This is a genomic window from Micromonospora sp. RTP1Z1, assembly GCF_033804685.1.
Classification (GTDB): Bacteria; Actinomycetota; Actinomycetes; order Mycobacteriales; family Micromonosporaceae; genus Micromonospora.
Window position 1 is genome coordinate 142,655 of sequence record NZ_JAPFQV010000001.1, and the last position, 17,024, is coordinate 159,678.

The following is a 17,024-nucleotide window of genomic DNA, read 5'->3' on the forward strand; positions in this document are numbered from 1 at the left end:
ACTACCTCGCCGGTACGGGTGGCCGGGGCGGGACCGCCAGTGGCGGGCGTCTACGTTGCGCACTCAGCACCGCGTCCAGCAGCTTGGCGGCGCAGATGATCAGTAGGCACACCACGATGTCGAACACCACGGGCGTGAAGTCGTTGCGGACCCACACCAGGAGGGGGTAGGCGATCATCGCGACGGCGGAGCCGGGTATCGAGTCGACTGGCCGAGTGTCCAGCCATCCCACCAGGAGGCCGATGAGTCCCAGCACCACCACGATCCCGAGCAGGCCGGCGGACCGGAACGACTCGGCGGCCGGCGAGCCGCCGATCGGCCCGATGTGGTCCTGAACGGTGGCGGCGAAAACCCGAGGATCGTCGCTGGTTGGCGGCACGGCGAGTCCGAGTATCCGACCGAGGAGGAGCCGCTCCACCGGAGCCCAGTATGTGCCCCAGCCGACGAAGGGTTCCCCGTTGGCGTGCCAGGTCTGCATCTCGACGAGGGGTCGGAGCGAGCCACCGAGCTCGACTAACCCGTCCAGCGGGTTGATCGCCACCTGCCCAAGTCGATCTGGGGAGAACCCCACCTGGCGTATCTGACGGACCGCCGAACCCGCGGCAAGACCAGCGAGGAGCACCAGGACATGCCACGCCCGGACCCGGATTTGCCGGCGGCGGGCGACCGCTATGAGCCACGCGGCCGCCGGGAAGATCACCTCGCCGCGGAGACCGATGACGAGGGCGGGAATCGCGAAGATCGCAAAGGCAACCAGTCCCCAGCGCCGCAGCGGCGTGTCGGGGCTGAGCCCGAGTGCGCCGAGTCCCACCCCGATGAACAGATAGGCGAACGGTAACGGGGCGCCGGCTGTCCTGCTCAGGAAGCCGTCGTAGCTCTGCGTGACGAACGCCGTTCCGCTGACGGCGACAACCACGGCGAGCCATAAGACGACGCCACCCGCGACCAGCAACATACCCAGAATTCCCAGGCCGTGCCGCTGCGTGGGGGCCGTGGGTTCCGGATCCGGCAGGGCCGGAGGCGGATTGACCTGCCGGACGGAGAGGACCGCGGCATAGCCCGCCATGAAGGCGAGCAGGCTCACCGCCACGCCGGTGATCGCCGCCGATCGGGAGGGGCTGTCGAACCAGCCTCCTTCGCCGGCCAGCATGGCCGGTGCCGATCCGGTGATGACGTACGGCAGTGCCCCGACGTGGAACAGCGCGAAGAGCAGCAGGTACACCGAGCCGACGGTGAACGGCCGGCCGGGTATCAGGCGCATGAGCGAGACGATTCCGGCCACCGCGATGAAGAGCGTGATCACGGCGGCAGCTCGCTCGGAGCGGTTCATCACGTCGGCGAACAGGAGCACCCCCGCGAGCACGGTCGCCGAGAGGAGCAGGGTCGGCCGCGCGCCGCGCGTGCGCTGGATCATCGGCGCCCGCCGTCGGATCGGGCACGGTACAGGGTCAGGTACCGGTTCATCGCGGCCTCGAGCGAGAAGACGCTCGAGGCGAACCGCCGCAGCGCGTCCTCGGTGCCGTGCGGCCGGCCGGGCCGAAGTCCGAGCGCCTGCACCGCCCCGGCCCACGCTTCGGGCGGCGCGGCCAGGTCCACCATGGTGAGACCGGTGAGGTGTTCGCCGATGAACCGCACCCCGGGGAGGTCACTGGCGACGACGGGCGTCCCGAGCCCGACGGCCTCCAGCACCACGCCAGGCAGGCCTTCCCGGCGCGCCGGGTGGATGAGTACGTCCGCCTGCTGGAGCAGGGTGCCCACGTCGTCCCGTGGCCCGAGCAGGTGCACACGGTCCGCGACGCCGTGTGCCCGGGCCGCCTCGAGGACCTCCGCATCGTCGTCGGGATCCCGCGGTCCCACCAGCACGGCTCGGGCGGCAATCCCGCCGGTCTGCAACGCCGCCACGATCGCCGGCAACATAGGCCGTCGTTTGACCGGGTCCGGTCGGCCGATGCAGAGGCAGACCAGTTCCCCCGCCGCGGCGCCGACCGCCGCGCGCAGGTCGAAGTCGGAGGGCCGTCGGAGTCGGTTCAGGTCGAGGCCGTTGGCGACCACCCGGCAGCGGGGGTCGGATGTCCACGACGGCTGGTAGCCGTAGGTGAGCGCGCCGGGCGCGACACCGATGATGTCGGTGGCCGACACAGCGATCAGCTTCCGCATGACGGCGCGCTGCGCCCTCCGCCGGCGCGTGTCTTCCCGGCCGTCCCCGTCGGAGTGGAAGTGCGCTATCCGCACCGGTACGCCGGCGAGTGCGGCGATGAACAGGGGGACGCCGGAGAACGTGGCGAGGTCGGAGTGGACGGCACGGGGTCGGATCCGCCGCAGCAGCCGCAGGAATCGCAGTGGAAACCGAAGGTCGATCGGAAGTGGATGCACGCTGGCGCCGAGCCGTTCAGCCTCGGAGGCCAGTGATCCCCGTCGACCGCTGACCGTCACGAAGTGTGGGATCACCCCCGCCGCGACGAGCCTCGGCAACAGCTCGAGGCTCCGCTGCTCCGCGCCGCCGACGTCCAGCGAGCCGAGTATCCGGATCACCCGGACGGGAGCCGGGCGGTTCTGGGAGGCCGCCAACCGTGCGGGGTCGATCTGTTGGGTGGACACATGGCTCCTCAGCTGGTCGGGATCAGGTCGTGTTCGGTGCCGGACGGCCCCGCCCGACTCCCCGGGGGAATCCGTCGAGAGCGTTCTATCAGAGTCAGCGCCCCGCTATGGGCATTTCCGGGCGGATTTAATGTCGATAGGGAATATTCGCTGGTTTATGTCCACGTTGGGGCTATAGTCTAAGCAAGAGTGCGAGGCACCCGGCCCGGGTCAATGCTCGTTCGGTCGACTGACGACCCCGGGCGGCGGCGATGCCGAGTCGGTCGGAGAGTGGGGGCGTTGATTCGAATGCGGCTGTTGGTGACGGGAGGCGCCGGCTTCGTCGGCAGCAATCTCGTCCGGGTGGTACTGCGTGAGGCGCCGTACGCGGACATCCGCGTCATCGACGACTTTTCCACCGGGCTCGAGCGCAATCTCACCGACCTCGACGTGGAGCTGATCCGGGGTTCTATCCTGGACTGTGACGCGCTGGCGCGGGCAGTGGCGGGCTGCGACGCGATCGTGCATCTCGCGGCACTTCCGAGCGTGCCCCGCTCGATCGCGGACCCGGTGTCGTCCCACGCCGCCAACGCCACCGGGACGCTGAGCGTCCTGGAAGCGGCGCGCCGTGCGGACGTACCGCATGTCGTGGTCGCCTCGTCGTCCTCGGTGTACGGCGCGAATCCGGTCCTGCCCAAGAATGAGCTGTTGTGGACCAGGCCGCTCAGCCCGTACGCGGTCAGCAAGCTCTCCACGGAGGCGTACGCCCTTGCCTACCAGGCGTCGTACGGCCTGTCCACTCTCGCCTTCAGATTCTTCAACATCTACGGCCCCGGCCAGCGGCACGACCACCCGTACGCCGCGGTGATTCCCCGGTTCGTGCACGCGGTGCTCAACGGGGATCGGGTGCTTGTGCACGGTGACGGCCTCCAGAGCCGGGACTTCACCTACGTGGAAACGGTGTGCCGGGTCCTGCTGGACGCCGTGGCGCGCTCGGTGCACCATGACCAGCCGGTGAACCTGGCGTTCGGTACCCGGACCGATCTCCGGACGGTGCTGACGGAGCTGGAGCAGATCACGGGTCGGCCGATCGAGCCCACGTTCGCCGCTCCACGGCCCGGTGACGTCCGGCACTCGCAGGCGGACAACACCTCACTACGTCAGCTCTTCCCGGACGTCGTCAGCACGCCGCTCGCCGAGGGACTCCGGGCCACGGTGGACTGGTTCCGCGGATGCGTCGTGACCCCGGAATCGGAGGCGGCCGGCTTCATCGTCGAGCACGCGTCGCACGACCAGGCGTACAGCGTGACCACTTCGCAGGCGTAGCGCACGCCAGCGCCCCTCGCCCGCATTCAGCGGACGAGGGGCGCTCGTTGTCATGCGGAACTTTCGACGGCGTCCGCCGCTCGGTGACTGTCCCGGAGCTGGCTGTAGAAGGTGTCGCGCCGGTCGGCAAGGGACGCGGCCGAGTAGTGGCGGGCCCGGGAGAGATTACGCGCGGAAGCCTCGGTCATCCGTGCCGGATCGGCAAGCGTCCGCGCAATCGCCCTGGCCAGTCCGGGCGGGTCGTTCGGCCCGACCAGGTCCTCGTCGGGCAGCAGTTCCGGGATCCCGCCGACTCTGGACCCGATCGCCGGGAGCCCTCGCGCCATCGCTTCGATCAGCGCCCGCGGCAGTCCCTCCGTCCGGGACGGCATGACGAACAGATCCGCCGCGTCGAGTTGCCGCCGTACGGGTTCGCCGCTGGGCAGCGCGCCGAGGAAGTCAACCCGGTCGGCCACACCGAGCCGAGCCACGAGCTGCTCGAGCCGCGGTCGGAACCGACCGTGCCCGACGTGCACCAGGCGCACGTCGGTGCCGGCGCCCACCAGTTGTGCCAGCGCCTCGATCAAGGTGTCGACGCCCTTGTACAACTGGTCCAGCGAGCCGACCGAGACCAGCGTCGGGGCCTGTGGTGGGGCGGTTGACCGGCGCGGCTGCGGCACGTAGGCGGCGGGCGGCAGGTCCACGCTCGAGTAGGTGCCGGTGACGGCATCGTGACGAGCGGGATAGCGCGTCTGCAGCCACCGTTCGGTGACGTACGAGACCGCCGCCGCGGATGCGCACTGGCGACGGAGGGTTCGCGCGAACAACTGCCGCAGCAGTGGTCGGAGCGGGTGGCTTATCACTCCGGGCGCGAAGACGTCGTACGGATCTCCCACGACCTCCAGCCCGTACGGCAGCCGCAGCCGGTCGCGTTCCGTGGCCAGCAGCGCGCCGATCTGCGAGGGCACCCGGAGGATCACCGCGTCGTCGTGGTCGGCTGCCCGCTGTACCGCGTGGCGGATCTTCCGCCGGGATCGCAGATACCCGCGCGGTCCGACATAGTGGGGCACTGCCCAGACCTCGACCTGGCCCCCGTCGACCCGGATCGCGTCGTCCTCACGTTCTGGAACGTCCCGCACCCGCGCCACCACCCGGACCTGCTCGAAGGCTGACAGGTACCGCGTCCAGAACTGGTGCCCGTCACTGCCGATGGTCCAGATCGCTCCGTCCGGGGTTCGGGAGAGCCGCGCCTCCGTCGTCACCACAACCCTCATCGGCGCACCACACTGCCTTCGATGACGTCCGCGACCGCGACGGCAGCCGTCCGTTCGTCGAACAGTTCCACGGCGCGTCGGCGGGCCTGCTCGCCACGCGCGCCCAGCTGCCCCGCCTCGAACTCCCGGTAGGCGGCTGCGAGTGTGGACGCGAGTGCCGCCACGTCACCTCGCGGGACGATCCAGCCGCTGGTCTCGTCGACGGTCTCCGGCAGCCCGCCGGCGTCGCTGACGATGGTCGGTACGCCCATCGCCGCCGCTTCGATAGCGGCGCCGTGGCCTTCGGACAACGACGGGCTGACGCTGACGTCCGCCGCGACGTAGCACGGACGGACATCCGTGGTCGAAGCGAGCCATGTCACGCTCGGGTCCGCCGTGACACCGAAGCGGGCGATGAGTTCCTCGCGGTGCGTCTCGCCGGCACGCCCCCATCCGCCGCCCACGAGCAGCAGATGCGCCCGGGGGTGGTGGGCGCGGAACATCCGCCACGCCTCCAGGAGGACATCGTGACCCTTGATACCTCGGCCCCGGTGCACGAGACGCCTCGGCGGGTAGACGTAGGCGACCATGACGGCCACGAAGGCATCCTGCGGGATGCCGAGCTCGGTCCGCGTCCCGGCGCGCCGCTCGTCCAGCGCTGGGTCATGGGGTCGCGGATCGGAGGCCGCCGGTGTCGGAGCGAAGTGATCGGTGTCGACGCCGTACGTCACCACCGGCCGGCGGTCGGCGGGGCACCCAAGGGCGCCGTACAGCTCGGAGGTATAGCCCGTCCCGCAGATCGTCACATGGTCGAGCCGCCACAACAGCCGTTCGACCGAGCGGATGAGGGGAGACTCCAGGTAGAGCGGCCCGGCGACCATGTGTACGCGACGCAGGGGCAGTCCCGGTGCGCTCAGTCGTGCCGCCAGCGCCGAGGCGTACAAGTGGTACTGCACGACGTCCGGTCGAAGCCGACGGAGCAATGCGCGCAGTTCCCGCAGGCCGCGGAGCGTCGAGAGGCTCGGCCGGAAGGTGAAGGCGAATGGTGACCCGATCACCTCAAAACCTCGCTCCTGTGCCTCGGCCGTCAGTCCGCCGGCACCGGGCGGGATGATGAGGACGACCTGGTGGCCGCGGCGGCGAAGTGCCTCCACCTGGGGAAGGACCCACAACCCGCCGCTGTTCGTCTTCAGCAGGACGGCCACCCGTAGCCGCCGGCCGGGGTCAGCTCCGGTGCCGGACCGCACGGTGGATTCGCTGTGTTCGGTGGCGACGAAGGCACCTGGATCGAGGGAGAGCGGAGAAGTGCTGGCGGCCATGAGACTTCCAATCTGGACTGGTTGAGCGGCGTTGCGTCGGACGGGCGAGACCTAGCTCGTCGGCGGCTGTTCCGACCGGTCGGTGGGATCCGGCTGCTGCGCGCTGCGCCACAACTGCCGGCAGGCCGCCTAGTCGGCGATCAGCGATTCCAGGGCGGCGTTCGGGAGCGGGCTCGCTGGCTGGTGGCAGAGCCACGCCAGGTGCTCGGTAACCTTCTCCGGCTCGTCGAACGGATCCAGCGCCGTGACCTCGGTTGGGTTGAGCGGCGGAACCGGTACGTGCGAGATGAATGGGTGGAGCGGGCGCACGTCCGGCTCGCCCCGGCCGAACAGCTCCTCGTGCAGCTTCTCGCCTGGGCGCAGGCCGGTGTAGACGATCCGGGTCGGCCCGGGTGCCTGGGCCGCCATCTGGCGAGCGAGGTCGTCGATGCGGACCGGTTGGCCCATGTCGAGGACCAGCGCCTCTCCGTCCCTGCCGATCGCCGCCGCCTGCAGCACCAGGTGCACCGCTTCCTGCACCGTCATCAGATAACGCGTGACGTCCGGATGTGTGACGGTGACGGGCAGCCCGGCGTCGATCTGCGCGCGGAACGCGGTCACCACGGAACCTCGGCTGCTCAGCACGTTGCCGAAGCGCACGCTGAGGAACGTGCCGGGGTAGATCGTTGCGGCATGGGCGGTCAGGCGCTCGGTGATCCGCTTGGAATAGCCGAGCACGCTCACCGGATCGGCGGCCTTGTCCGTCGAGATGTTGACGAATTTGGCAACGTCCCGGCTCGCCTCCAGAACCGCCTGCGTCCCCGAGATGTTGGTCTTGACGGCTTCACCCGGGTGCCGCTGCAGGAGGGGAAGGTGCTTGAGTGCAGCCGCGTGGAAGATGATGTCGGGCCGCCGTTGCTGGATGACGCGCCGGATGCCCTCGTGGTCCCGCAGGTCGGCGAGGATCAGCTCGGGGCCGTCCAACAGGGCCCGTCCGGAAAGCGAGAGCTGCAGGCTGTGCAGTGCTGATTCGTCCCGGTCGAGCATCATCAGCTCACCGGGATCGGCCCGCATGATCTGCCGGCACAGTTCGGATCCGATCGATCCGCCCGCCCCGGTCACCAGGATCCGCCGGCCGGCGAGCCCGCTCTCGTTGGTCACCGGGTCGGTTACCACCTGCCGCCGACCGAGCAGATCCGAGATGTTGGGGCTGCGCACGTCGGTGACGCTGATCCGGTGATCCACCAGTTCGCGGACCGGGGGCAGCACCTTGAACGCGGCGCCCGCCGCCGACGCTCGCGCGCGGAGTTCTCGAATCAGTTCCGCGTCGGCGTTGGCGACGGAAAGGATCACTGTCGTGGCGCCGGTTTGCCGGACAGCGCTGGCGATCTCGCTGCGACCACCGAGCACCGGCACGCCGTCGATGCGCAGCTGTCGTTTCTCCGGGTCGTCGTCGAGCAGCCCCACGGGGAGGTACCGGCCACGTGGGTCGCTGAGCAACGCCCGCAGAAGGGCCCGCCCGGCTGAGCCCAGCCCGAACAGCAGCACGGGGGTTGCGGAGCGCGCGTCAGGACGTAGCGTCCGGTCATTCCGGAGGCGGTACGCGGAGCGGGTCGTAAGCATGCAGAGCAGCGCGAGCGCGGTCCCGACCAGCGGCGTACTGGCGGGTACCGGGCGGTCGGCGAGCGAGACGACGGCGAGGAGCAGCGCGAGACCGGTGCAGGCGGTTGTCGCGGACAGCGCCTGCGCCTCCTGCATGCTGGCGACCGGGTACCGGCCCCAGCGCTTGCGCTGCACCCACGAGATGCCGAAATGCAGCACTGCGGCGGCCAGACCAGCGCCGAGGGCCGGAGTCACCTCGCCGACGGTGAGGTCGAACTCGTATCTGGCCCAGACCGCAGCGGTCAGGCCCACGACCCAGGCCGCGCAGTCGGCGGCCAACAGGACAGCGACCGGTGGGCGCCGGAGCTTTCGGTGGGCAGGTGCGTCCGCGGTGTGCGGCGGTGCGGTGGTGATCGGCGGCATAGGTACTCCTGATGGGTATGCGAAGCGTGACGGCAAAATGCGTATAAATTAGGCAATAAGGAACGTGCTCGCTAGGGTGGATGCCATCGGCAGAAGATCCGCTAGATGTGGTGAACCCGGTCGATGGGCGAACCGGTTCCGGCGCGATGACCTGCTGCGGCCGCTCGTCGCTGCAGCCGTCGGTATGAATCCGTCCGGGCAGGTGGTCAGGGCGGCGCGAAGGACATCACGGTCACCTGCTCGCCTGGCGTGGCGCGCCGTAGTCGGCATCCGCGAGCGATTCCGCGGTGCCGAGGAACTCCGGGGCCGTCGCGTGGCCGTCCGCCGAGATGCCCTCGCGCCGCAGAACCAGGACGACCGTCTCCAGCAGAATTCGTAGATCGAGGCGGAGGCACCGGGCGTCCACGTACCGCACGTCGTAGGCGAACTTCTCCTCCCAGCTCAGCGCGTTCCGGCCGCGCACCTGGGCCAGTCCGGTAATGCCCGGTCGCACCTGGTGGCGGCGCGACTGCTCCGGCGTGTACCGCTCGAGGTACCGCACGAGCAGCGGGCGCGGTCCTACGAGGCTCATATCGCCGCGCACGACGTTCCACAGCGTCGGCAGCTCGTCGAGGCTGGTCGCGCGCAACCATGCGCCGAGGCGGGTCAGCCGCTCGCCGTCGCTGACCCGACCCCGACCGACCGGCTCCATTGTTCGGAACTTCCGCAGCTCGAAGAGCCTGCCGTGGACTCCCGGCCTGATCTGGCGAAAGAGCACGGGTCGGCCCATTGCCAGCGCAACCGCCGCGCTCACGCCCAGCAGAACCGGTGACAAAACCATGAGGGCGACGCTGGCGAGAAGAAGGTCAAGCACTCGCTTGAGTCGGTCGTGCGGGTGACGATGAGCGGTCACGTCCTGTGCTCCAGCAATCGGTCATGGCGTCCGGTGGGTCGCGCGCCCACAGGCCGGCGGGCTGCTGACGCCAGCTCGGCCCTGGACCTCCTGGCCGGACGCGAGGCCCGGCCAGGTTCCCGTGCGGACCCCGGACTGCGTGAGTAGGCGTACGGTCAGAGCCGCTCGACGTTGTCGGCGGCACAGCGGTTGCGGGCGTCGAAGACGTACCGGGCCGTGTGTGCGACCAGGTCGTAGTCGAAGTCGTCGTGGTCGGTCACCACCACCACGGCATCGGCGGCCCGCAACTCTCGTTCGGTGAGGTCGACGATCACCACCCCGTCGGGAACGTGATGCGGCTCGGCATAGGGCTCGACCGCGCGTACCTCGGCGCCGAGCGCCAGGAGTCGGCGGGTGATGTCGATGGCGGGGGAGTCGCGCATGTCGCCGGTGTTCTTCTTGTACGCCAGGCCGAGCAGCAGCAGCCGGGATCCGTTCACCGCCCGGCCCCGCTGGTTCAGGCCGGCCATGACGCGGTGGACGACGTGCTCGGGCATCTCGTGGTTGATGTCGTTGGCCAGCTCCACGAACCGGAACTGCCGGCCGAGGGTGCGCTTCACCTGCCAGGACAGGTAGCAGGGGTCGATGGGCAGGCAGTGGCCGCCGACGCCGGGCCCCGGCCGGAACGACATGAAACCGAACGGCTTGGTCGCCGCGGCCTCGATCGCCTGCCAGATGTCGATGTCGAGCTCGTGCGACAGGACCGCCAGCTCGTTGATCAGAGCGATGTTGACCTGTCGGAAGGTGTTCTCGATCAGCTTGGTGAGTTCGGCTACCCGGGTCGAATCGACGGGGACGGTCCGCTCGACGATCTGCCGGTAGAACCCGTCCACCTGGCGCAACGCCGCCTCGTCCACACCGGACACCACCTTGGGGGTGTTCTCCAGCCGCCAGCGTGGGTTGCCCGGGTCGATCCGCTCGGGACTGTAGCCCAGATGGAAGTCGCCGGGGCTCTGCAACCCGCTGGCCGTCTCCAACAAGCGGCGCAGGAGTTCCTCGGTGGTGCCGGGGTAGGTGGTGGATTCGAGGATCACCGTGCAACCCGGTCGCACGTACGGGCCGAGGGCCCGGCCGGCCTGCTCGATGTGGCTCAGGTCGGGGGCGCCGTCGCGCAGCGGCGTCGGGACCGTGATGAGGCAGACGTCGAAGCCGGCGGCGTCGGCGTAGTCGGTCGTCGGGCGGTACCGCCGGGTGTCCAGGGCGGAGTCGAGCCGCTGGGCGGGGATGTCCTCGACGAAGGACTCGCCTGAGGCGAGCCGCTTGACCCGGCTCTCGTCGAGGTCGATGCCGACGACGTCGAATCCGACCTCCACGGCACGCATCGCCAGCGGGAGTCCCACGTATCCCTGACCGACGACGACTAGCTTGCGACAATCCACCCCGTACCCTCCAAAATCGGGCGACTTTGACTGAGTGTCACGTTACCGCCGCCGTGGGTGAAATGTCCCCAAGATGGTCAAAGCCGGGCGGACTCCGGCTCGGCCGGTACGGGCCGAGGCGGACGATCGCTGCCCTGCTCGCAAAGGTCGCGCACGATCTCGGCGACCCGGTGCATGTCGTCGCTGCTCCACCTCGCGTCCGTGTGCAGATGGAGCAGCCGGCGGGAGAGGTCGAGCTGATGCGGTGGAACGTCCTGCGGGCTGAGCTCCCAGAGCACCGCCGGGTACACACTCCTGCCGATCAGACCCTGGCGGACCGCGTCGCGCCGCTGCGCACAGTCGAACTCGAGCACCACGCCGAAGCTGCGGACATGGACCCGCACGCGGGCCAGGTCCGGCAGGCCCGACGCCAGCTTGGCGGCGTTCTCGATCCGGCGGCGACGCAGCAGTGCGGCGGGCAGTACCCGCAGCGCTTCCCGGGAGAAGTCAGAGATGGCGCTCACCGTGGTCGACCCGAGTTCCGCCGCCCCGGCAGCGTAGAGCGGAAGGTACTGTTCCTTGCGCAGCGGCGAGCCGTTCAGGTAGGCGGCTTTCAGGCACATCGCGGCCAGGATCCGGCTGACCGTCGCGAGGTGACGGTCGGTCGGCGGCGCGGTGGCCGGCAGGGGGCGCCCGCTGCCGGACCAGAGCAGCCCGCCGTCGGGCAGGGGCAGCGTCTTGTGCAGTGACGCGAAGAAGTAGTCGGCACGCACCTGGTCGAGCCAGGGCGCGATCGGGTCGTGGGTGACGTCGACGACGAGTGTCGCGGCGGTGGCGGGCAGGACGGGCGGCTCCCCGAAGTACGAGGCGGCGATTACCACGTCCGAGGGGTCGGCCCGCGGTCGCGGGGGCGGACCCAGCGGTCCACTGTCGTACCGCCGCACCGGAAGCAGGTCGGCGATGTGCGGGACCACCGAAGGGCTGTAGTAGGCCGGGACGTGCACCGCTGTCCACCCGTACTCCCGGCGGCCGAACTCGAGGAGGGCCCGCACCGCCTGCCGGCCTGAGCCGAAGAGCCGGCTCTCCCCGGCCGGTTCGAGCAGACCCTCGCCGTGGGGGAGCAGCAACGGGTACGCGGCACCGACCTCCCAGCGATTGCCCTCGCTCATGGCGTCCCCGGCGCGGGCAACTCTTGCCGGTAAGCCGGAAAGAATTCGGGATCCGGTTGCCATCCAGGGAGCCGGTGCTGTCCCTGCGCGACGTGCGCGTCAACCAGTCGCGCGTACGTCCGTTCGTCGAACACCCGCGTGCCGACGGAGAACGGCACCAGGCCGTGCGGAGCGAAGGCGCGCTTGTAGCGGAAGATGCCATCGTCGGCCGCGTAGCCGCCACCGAGGACGAAACGCGCCTTGCCGTGCTCCTGTCCCCACCGGGTCACTTCGACCTTCAGCAGGTCGTTGGGGCGCAGGTCGAAGGCGGACCGTTCGGTGCCGCCCAGGAAGGAGTACAGCGTGTCGGCGGAGGAGAGGACGAGCTCGGTGGAGACGATCCGCTCCCCGTGCACGGCGTGGAAGAACACGAACTGTCCAGCCAGTTCGTCGATGATGGTCTGGAAGAACTTGCGGGGAAAGTAGAAGGGGGACCGGGCGTGCCGGCGATCCATCGTGGCTTCGTAGGTCCGCAGGAAGTCATCCACGCGCGCGCCGGTCTCGTCGACCTCGATGCTGACCCCCAGCCGCCGGGCCTTGTTCACGTTTTTGCGGACCTTGTGGTCGAACTCCCGCCACATCTCATCCTGCGGCGTCCGGAGGTCGCGGACCACGTTGACGAGCTTCTGCTGGGTCGGGCCGGGGTAGGGCAGCCGCCGGTCCTCGAACAGGCAGAGGCGGGTGAACTCGGAGACGACTCCACGGGACCGGCAGAACTCCTCGAAGGCCGACCAGAACTCCTTGGCGTCGACCTCCGTGGCCCCGCTGTGGAAGGCGCCGCCGTAGCCGTAGGGGCTGGTGAGGTCCACCGCCGGACGTGTCCCGTCGCTCAGGTGGGGCGCGGTGATCGGCCGTAGCACGAACGGGTACAGGATGAACCCGGACGGTGTCTCCGAGTACGCGGCGAGCGGCTCGTCATGGTCCTCGGCGAACAGACGCACGTAGGCGGGAGCGGCGAAGATCTCTCGTCCGGCCCATGCCCGGTGCACGGCCTCCCAGCGGCTCGAGTCGGCGGCACACCGGGCGTTCCAGATTTCGAGCTTCATCGCGTCGCTTCCCCGCGTCCCCTCAACGGCCGTCCAGGAACTGCCGCGTCGCCTTGAGGACGCGGACGATCTCGCGCTCGCTCAGCGCGGAACCACTGGGCAGAACCAGGCCGTCCGCGAAGAGTCGTTCCGCCGCTCCGGTGAGCAGTGACCGCGCGCCGGCGAAGACCGGTTGCAGATGCATGGGTTTCCACACCGGACGGGTCTCGATCCTTTGTGCGCCGAGATGGTCGGCGAGATCCTGCGCCCGCCAGCCGGCGACGGTCGGATCGACGACGATCGCGGTGAGCCAGCAGTTGCTCCCCTCGTCCTCGTCCGCGAGCAGGCGGACCCCCGGGACCGCGGCGAACAGTTTGGCGTAGCGCTCCCGCAGGCGCCGGCGCCGGGCGATCATCTCGTCCAGGCGGCGCAGCTGGGCCCTGCCCAGGGCGGCGAGCAGGTTGCTCAACCGGTAGTTGTAGCCCACCTCGGTGTGCTCGTAGTGGGTGACCGGCTGACGGGCCTGGGTCGACAGGTAGCGACAGCGGGCCACGAGCTCGGCGTCGTCGGACAGCAGCATTCCGCCGCCCGAGGTGGTGATGATCTTGTTGCCGTTGAACGAGACGACCGCCGCCCGGCCGAACGAGCCGGCGGCACGGCCAGCGTGGACCGCGCCCAGCGCCTCGGCGGCATCCTCCACCACCGGCACTCCGGCCTCCGCGCAGAGCGGCAGGATCCGGCCGTAGTCGGCGCAGCTTCCGAAGATGTCCACGGGCAGCACGGCGGCGACCCGGCGGCCCCGTAGCTGCAGGTCACGCAGCAGATCGTGGAGAAGGTCGGGATCCAGGTTGCCCGTTGCCGGCTCGCAGTCGACGAAGATCGGTTCCGCTCCCGTGTACACCACGGCGTTGGCCGTCGCCGCGAACGTCAGGGTCGGCACCACCACGACGTCCCCGGGGCCGGCGCCGAGCGCGACCAGCGCCAGGTGAAGTCCGGCGGTGCCGGAGGCGAGCGCCACCGCGTGCGCGCTGCCGACCCGGTGGGCGACCTCGCGTTCGAAGGCGTCGAGGTCGGGACCGGCGGGCGCCACCCAACCGGACCGGAGCGCGTTCAGGACGTACGACTCCTCGAGCGCGCCCACGTCGGGGGGCGACAGAAGGATCCGCTCGTCCACCGGATCGGGTCCGGGTTGGCGGACCACAGGTGCGCTCACCCGGTCCGGGAACGTCATCGGTCGACCTCCGGTTGCTGATCGCGTTGCCCGGCACAGACCGGTCGGACCGGCCGGGCGGGTTCTCGCTGACCTAACGAGACAAGGGGCGCTTTGTGACTATTTTGCCCGCAGTCATGACAATGCGGGCGATTCGGTCACCGCCACCTGGCTCCCGGCTGCGGGCACCGCGCCGGCCCGTCCGCGATGCCGCTCGACCGGGCGTCGCCCCGTACAGTGGCCCGGCCGGACCTGCCGTGCGTCAGGACGGGGGAGGAATGCTGCACCTGAGGATCATCGCCCCGACCGACGAGGCCGAGGCGGTGACGGACCTGCTCGCCGAGGAGGCCGGCGTGGCCCATCTGGCGGTGCTTCCCGGCGCCGCCCGACGGCCCCCGGGGGACCTGATCCTCTGCGACGTGGTGCGGGAGAGCGCCGACCAGGTGCTGCGCCGGCTCCAGGAGCTTGGGGTGGAGGCGCGCGGTGGGATCTCCGCCGATGACGTCGAGCTGACGGTTTCGGCCGCGGCGGAGAAGGCCGCCCGCGAGGCTCCGGGGCACGGCGAGGACGCCGTGGTGTGGGACGAGATCGCCGCGAAGACCGGCGAACAGACCGTGCTCACCGGCACCTACCTCGTACTGATCATGGTCGCCACGATGATCGCCGGCGTCGGCGTCCTGCTGGACCAGCCGATCCTCATCGTCGGTGCGATGGTGGTGGGTCCGGAGTTCGGGCCGCTCGCCGCCCTCTGCGTCGCGCTGCTGCGGCGCAACCGGCGGATCATCGTTCGCTCGGTGCACGCCCTGGTGGTCGGCTTCCTGGCGGCCATGGCGGTCACGGTGCTGAGCACCTGGGCGCTGACCGCGGCCGGCCTGGTCGGGCGGCAGATGCTGCTCGCCGAGCGTCCGCTGACCGACTTCATCTGGCGGCCCGACGCGCTCTCCTGGGTGATCGGGCTGTTGGCCGGGGTCGCCGGCATGCTCTCACTGACCGCGAAGAAGTCGGGCTCGCTGGTCGGCGTGCTGATCTCGGTGACCACCGTGCCGGCAGCCGCGAACGTCGCCGTCGCCGCCGCGTACGGGGTGTGGCACGAGGCCGCGGGCTCGGCGCTGCAACTCGTCATCAACCTCTGCGCCATCGTCATCGCGGGGCTGCTCACCCTCGGCGTGCAGCAGCTCTGGTGGTGGAACGTGGCGCGGCGGACCACCGGGCCGGTCAGGGCCAGTCGTCGCCGGCATCCAGTCGGCGGGTGAGGAGCGTGCGGAGCGGGATGGACTCGCCGTCGCGTCCGCCCTGCCCGACGATCAGCGGTGCCGGCTGCGGTTGCGGGTCGGCGCCGAAAAGGCGTGCCCGGAGGCTGGGCGGGTCGGCCAACAGATAGAAGTTCCCCCGCGCGTCGACGGCCCGCCTGCGGGCCCGGTCGACGTACCACCCGGTGAGCCGGCTGCGGTACCGGCCGCCGCCATGGTGAGGCTGGACGGTGAGCCGGGTGCGGCGCAGGCCGCGCCGGTCCGCCTCCGCCGCGAACCAGACCGCCAGCCGGGCGGCCTCCGCCGCCTCGTCGGCCCGGCGCCGCTCCTCCGCGGACGCGTGCGCCCGTACCGCCCGCTCCCGCTGCTCACGCCAGTCGTCCACCGGACAGACGGTACGCGACGGCAACCGGCGCGGCCCGGACAGGCGGGGGCAAGTCTGCCTGTTTTACCCTTTTGTAGGTTTCCGTGGCGTATCCTCCGTATCCATGGTGGAAAAGGTTCGTCCCGGCGGGCCGGGGCAGACGTCGCGGCCGCCGTGGGACCCGAACGGGCACCTGGCCGGGCTGGGTGGACGCCGCCGACGGTGGTGGCCCCGGCGGCGATGGGCGCAGGTGGCGGCGGTGATCGCGATCCTGGCGTTCGTGGTGATCGGCGGCGTTGGCCTCGGCAGTTGGCTGTACCTGCGATCGCTGGAGAACCAGGTCGACAAGGTCGACGCGTTCCAGGGTCTGCAGGAGGAGCAGCGGCCGGTACGGGCGGCGGATTCGGCGCGCAACTTCCTGGTGGTCGGCAAGGACAGGTCCGAGCCGGGCGACAACGTCTCGCGCACCGACACGATCATGCTGGTCCACGTGCCGCACAGCCGGGACCGGGCGCAACTCATCTCGATCCCGCGGGATACCTGGACCACAATTCCGCAGTCGCTGCCCGAGGACGGCGGCGGGCCGAGGAAGGCGAAGATCAACGCGGCGTACGCCTGGGGCGGGGCGCCCCTGCTGGTCCGCACGATCGAGGGATTCACCGGGGTACGCGTCGACCACGTCGTCGTGGTGGACTTCGCGGGCTTCGGCAAGGTGATCGATGTCCTCGATGGCGTGGACGTCACCGTCGACAAGCCGTTCAAGTCGGACCTCGCCCCCGGCGGGGTCCTGCAACCAGGGGTGCAGCACATGAACAGCGCTCTGGCGCTGGACTACGCCCGGCAGCGTAAGCAGTTCACCGACGGCGACTACAGCCGGATGCGGCACCAGCAGGCGATCATCGCCGCAGTGATGCAGGAGGCCAGCCGGAAGGGCATCATGACCAACCCCACCCAGCTCAAGGACTTCCTGGGAGCCACCGCCGGTGCCATGCAGGTGGACCGGGACCTGTCGGTGTTCGACACCGTGTGGAATCTGCGCCAGATCCGGTCCGCCGACCTCACCATGCTGATCAGCCCCACCACCGGCACGGGCATGGTCGGCGACCAGAGTGTGATCTTCCCTGACCTGGCCGCCTCGGCGAAGCTCTTCGCGGCGGTGAAAAATGACAGGATGGACGACTGGCTGACCCAGAACCCGACCGCGATCAACGGGAACTGAG

14 protein-coding genes are annotated in these 17,024 nt (G+C 70.0%); 3 read left to right on the top strand and 11 right to left on the bottom strand.

What is annotated here, in order from left to right:
* Position 1 precedes the first annotated feature (1 nt).
* Together wzy and SLP03_RS00635 are read right to left on the bottom strand one after the other, a co-directional pair.
* Entirely contained in the window at positions 2-1,414 is a 1,413-nt protein-coding gene (gene wzy, locus SLP03_RS00630) for an O-antigen polysaccharide polymerase Wzy (protein ID WP_413644129.1), read from the bottom strand.
* Entirely contained in the window at positions 1,411-2,598 is a 1,188-nt protein-coding gene (locus tag SLP03_RS00635; protein WP_319458475.1) for a glycosyltransferase, read from the bottom strand. Before SLP03_RS00635 ends, wzy begins: the two co-directional genes overlap by 4 nt.
* 300 nt (positions 2,599-2,898) lie before the next feature.
* Here SLP03_RS00635 and SLP03_RS00640 point away from each other — a divergent pair, with 300 nt between their 5' ends.
* Entirely contained in the window at positions 2,899-3,903 is a 1,005-nt protein-coding gene (locus SLP03_RS00640) for an NAD-dependent epimerase/dehydratase family protein (protein ID WP_319458476.1), read from the top strand.
* A gap of 50 nt (positions 3,904-3,953) precedes the next feature.
* Here the strand turns inward: SLP03_RS00640 and SLP03_RS00645 are convergent, their stop codons facing one another.
* From SLP03_RS00645 to SLP03_RS00680, 8 genes are all read right to left on the bottom strand, one after another.
* Positions 3,954-5,156, bottom strand: a complete 1,203-nt coding sequence (locus SLP03_RS00645; protein WP_319458477.1) for a glycosyltransferase family 4 protein — start codon at positions 5,154-5,156, stop codon at positions 3,954-3,956.
* Positions 5,153-6,340: a glycosyltransferase family 4 protein gene (locus SLP03_RS00650; protein WP_319458478.1), complete on the bottom strand. Its 1,188-nt coding sequence runs from the start codon at positions 6,338-6,340 to the stop codon at positions 5,153-5,155. The genes SLP03_RS00645 and SLP03_RS00650 overlap by 4 nt, the downstream gene beginning before the upstream one ends.
* 243 nt (positions 6,341-6,583) lie before the next feature.
* The gene (locus SLP03_RS00655) at positions 6,584-8,458 is read right to left on the bottom strand and encodes a polysaccharide biosynthesis protein (RefSeq protein WP_413644075.1); all 1,875 of its coding nucleotides are present in this window, start codon (positions 8,456-8,458) and stop codon (positions 6,584-6,586) included.
* Between the two features lie 232 nt (positions 8,459-8,690).
* A complete protein-coding gene (locus SLP03_RS00660; protein ID WP_319458480.1) occupies positions 8,691-9,350 on the bottom strand; it encodes a sugar transferase in 660 nt (219 codons plus the stop codon).
* Between the two features lie 155 nt (positions 9,351-9,505).
* The gene (locus tag SLP03_RS00665) at positions 9,506-10,768 is read right to left on the bottom strand and encodes a nucleotide sugar dehydrogenase (RefSeq protein ID WP_319458481.1); all 1,263 of its coding nucleotides are present in this window, start codon (positions 10,766-10,768) and stop codon (positions 9,506-9,508) included.
* A gap of 77 nt (positions 10,769-10,845) precedes the next feature.
* The gene (locus SLP03_RS00670; RefSeq protein ID WP_319458482.1) at positions 10,846-11,916 is read right to left on the bottom strand and encodes a hypothetical protein; all 1,071 of its coding nucleotides are present in this window, start codon (positions 11,914-11,916) and stop codon (positions 10,846-10,848) included.
* On the bottom strand, positions 11,913-13,001 hold the full coding sequence (locus tag SLP03_RS00675) for a GNAT family N-acetyltransferase (RefSeq protein ID WP_319458483.1): 1,089 nt from the start codon (positions 12,999-13,001) through the stop codon (positions 11,913-11,915). Before SLP03_RS00675 ends, SLP03_RS00670 begins: the two co-directional genes overlap by 4 nt.
* Before the next feature lie 22 nt (positions 13,002-13,023).
* Positions 13,024-14,211, bottom strand: a complete 1,188-nt coding sequence (locus tag SLP03_RS00680; RefSeq protein WP_319458484.1) for a DegT/DnrJ/EryC1/StrS family aminotransferase — start codon at positions 14,209-14,211, stop codon at positions 13,024-13,026.
* A gap of 257 nt (positions 14,212-14,468) precedes the next feature.
* Between SLP03_RS00680 and SLP03_RS00685 the strand changes: the two genes are divergently transcribed.
* A complete protein-coding gene (locus SLP03_RS00685; RefSeq protein WP_319458485.1) occupies positions 14,469-15,443 on the top strand; it encodes a DUF389 domain-containing protein in 975 nt (324 codons plus the stop codon).
* On the opposite strand, the gene SLP03_RS00690 is transcribed toward SLP03_RS00685, so the two are convergent.
* The gene (locus SLP03_RS00690; RefSeq protein WP_319458486.1) at positions 15,406-15,825 is read right to left on the bottom strand and encodes a hypothetical protein; all 420 of its coding nucleotides are present in this window, start codon (positions 15,823-15,825) and stop codon (positions 15,406-15,408) included. The two genes, SLP03_RS00685 and SLP03_RS00690, sit on opposite strands and share 38 nt — an antisense overlap.
* 103 nt (positions 15,826-15,928) lie before the next feature.
* Here SLP03_RS00690 and SLP03_RS00695 point away from each other — a divergent pair, with 103 nt between their 5' ends.
* On the top strand, positions 15,929-17,023 hold the full coding sequence (locus SLP03_RS00695; RefSeq protein ID WP_319458487.1) for an LCP family protein: 1,095 nt from the start codon (positions 15,929-15,931) through the stop codon (positions 17,021-17,023).
* Position 17,024: the final 1 nt, after the last annotated feature.

Bases quoted from the DNA above. Each gene is read 5' to 3' on its own strand.
- SLP03_RS00655 (WP_413644075.1), bottom strand. From the start codon at position 8,458: ATGCCGCCGATCACCACCGCACCGCCGCACACCGCGGACGCACCTGCC.
- SLP03_RS00685 (WP_319458485.1), top strand. From the start codon at position 14,469: ATGCTGCACCTGAGGATCATCGCCCCGACCGACGAGGCCGAGGCGGTG.
- SLP03_RS00670 (WP_319458482.1), bottom strand. From the start codon at position 11,916: ATGAGCGAGGGCAATCGCTGGGAGGTCGGTGCCGCGTACCCGTTGCTG.
- SLP03_RS00675 (WP_319458483.1), bottom strand. From the start codon at position 13,001: ATGAAGCTCGAAATCTGGAACGCCCGGTGTGCCGCCGACTCGAGCCGC.
- SLP03_RS00680 (WP_319458484.1), bottom strand. From the start codon at position 14,211: ATGACGTTCCCGGACCGGGTGAGCGCACCTGTGGTCCGCCAACCCGGA.
- SLP03_RS00695 (WP_319458487.1), top strand. From the start codon at position 15,929: ATGGTGGAAAAGGTTCGTCCCGGCGGGCCGGGGCAGACGTCGCGGCCG.
- SLP03_RS00645 (WP_319458477.1), bottom strand. From the start codon at position 5,156: ATGAGGGTTGTGGTGACGACGGAGGCGCGGCTCTCCCGAACCCCGGAC.
- wzy (WP_413644129.1), bottom strand. From the start codon at position 1,414: ATGATCCAGCGCACGCGCGGCGCGCGGCCGACCCTGCTCCTCTCGGCG.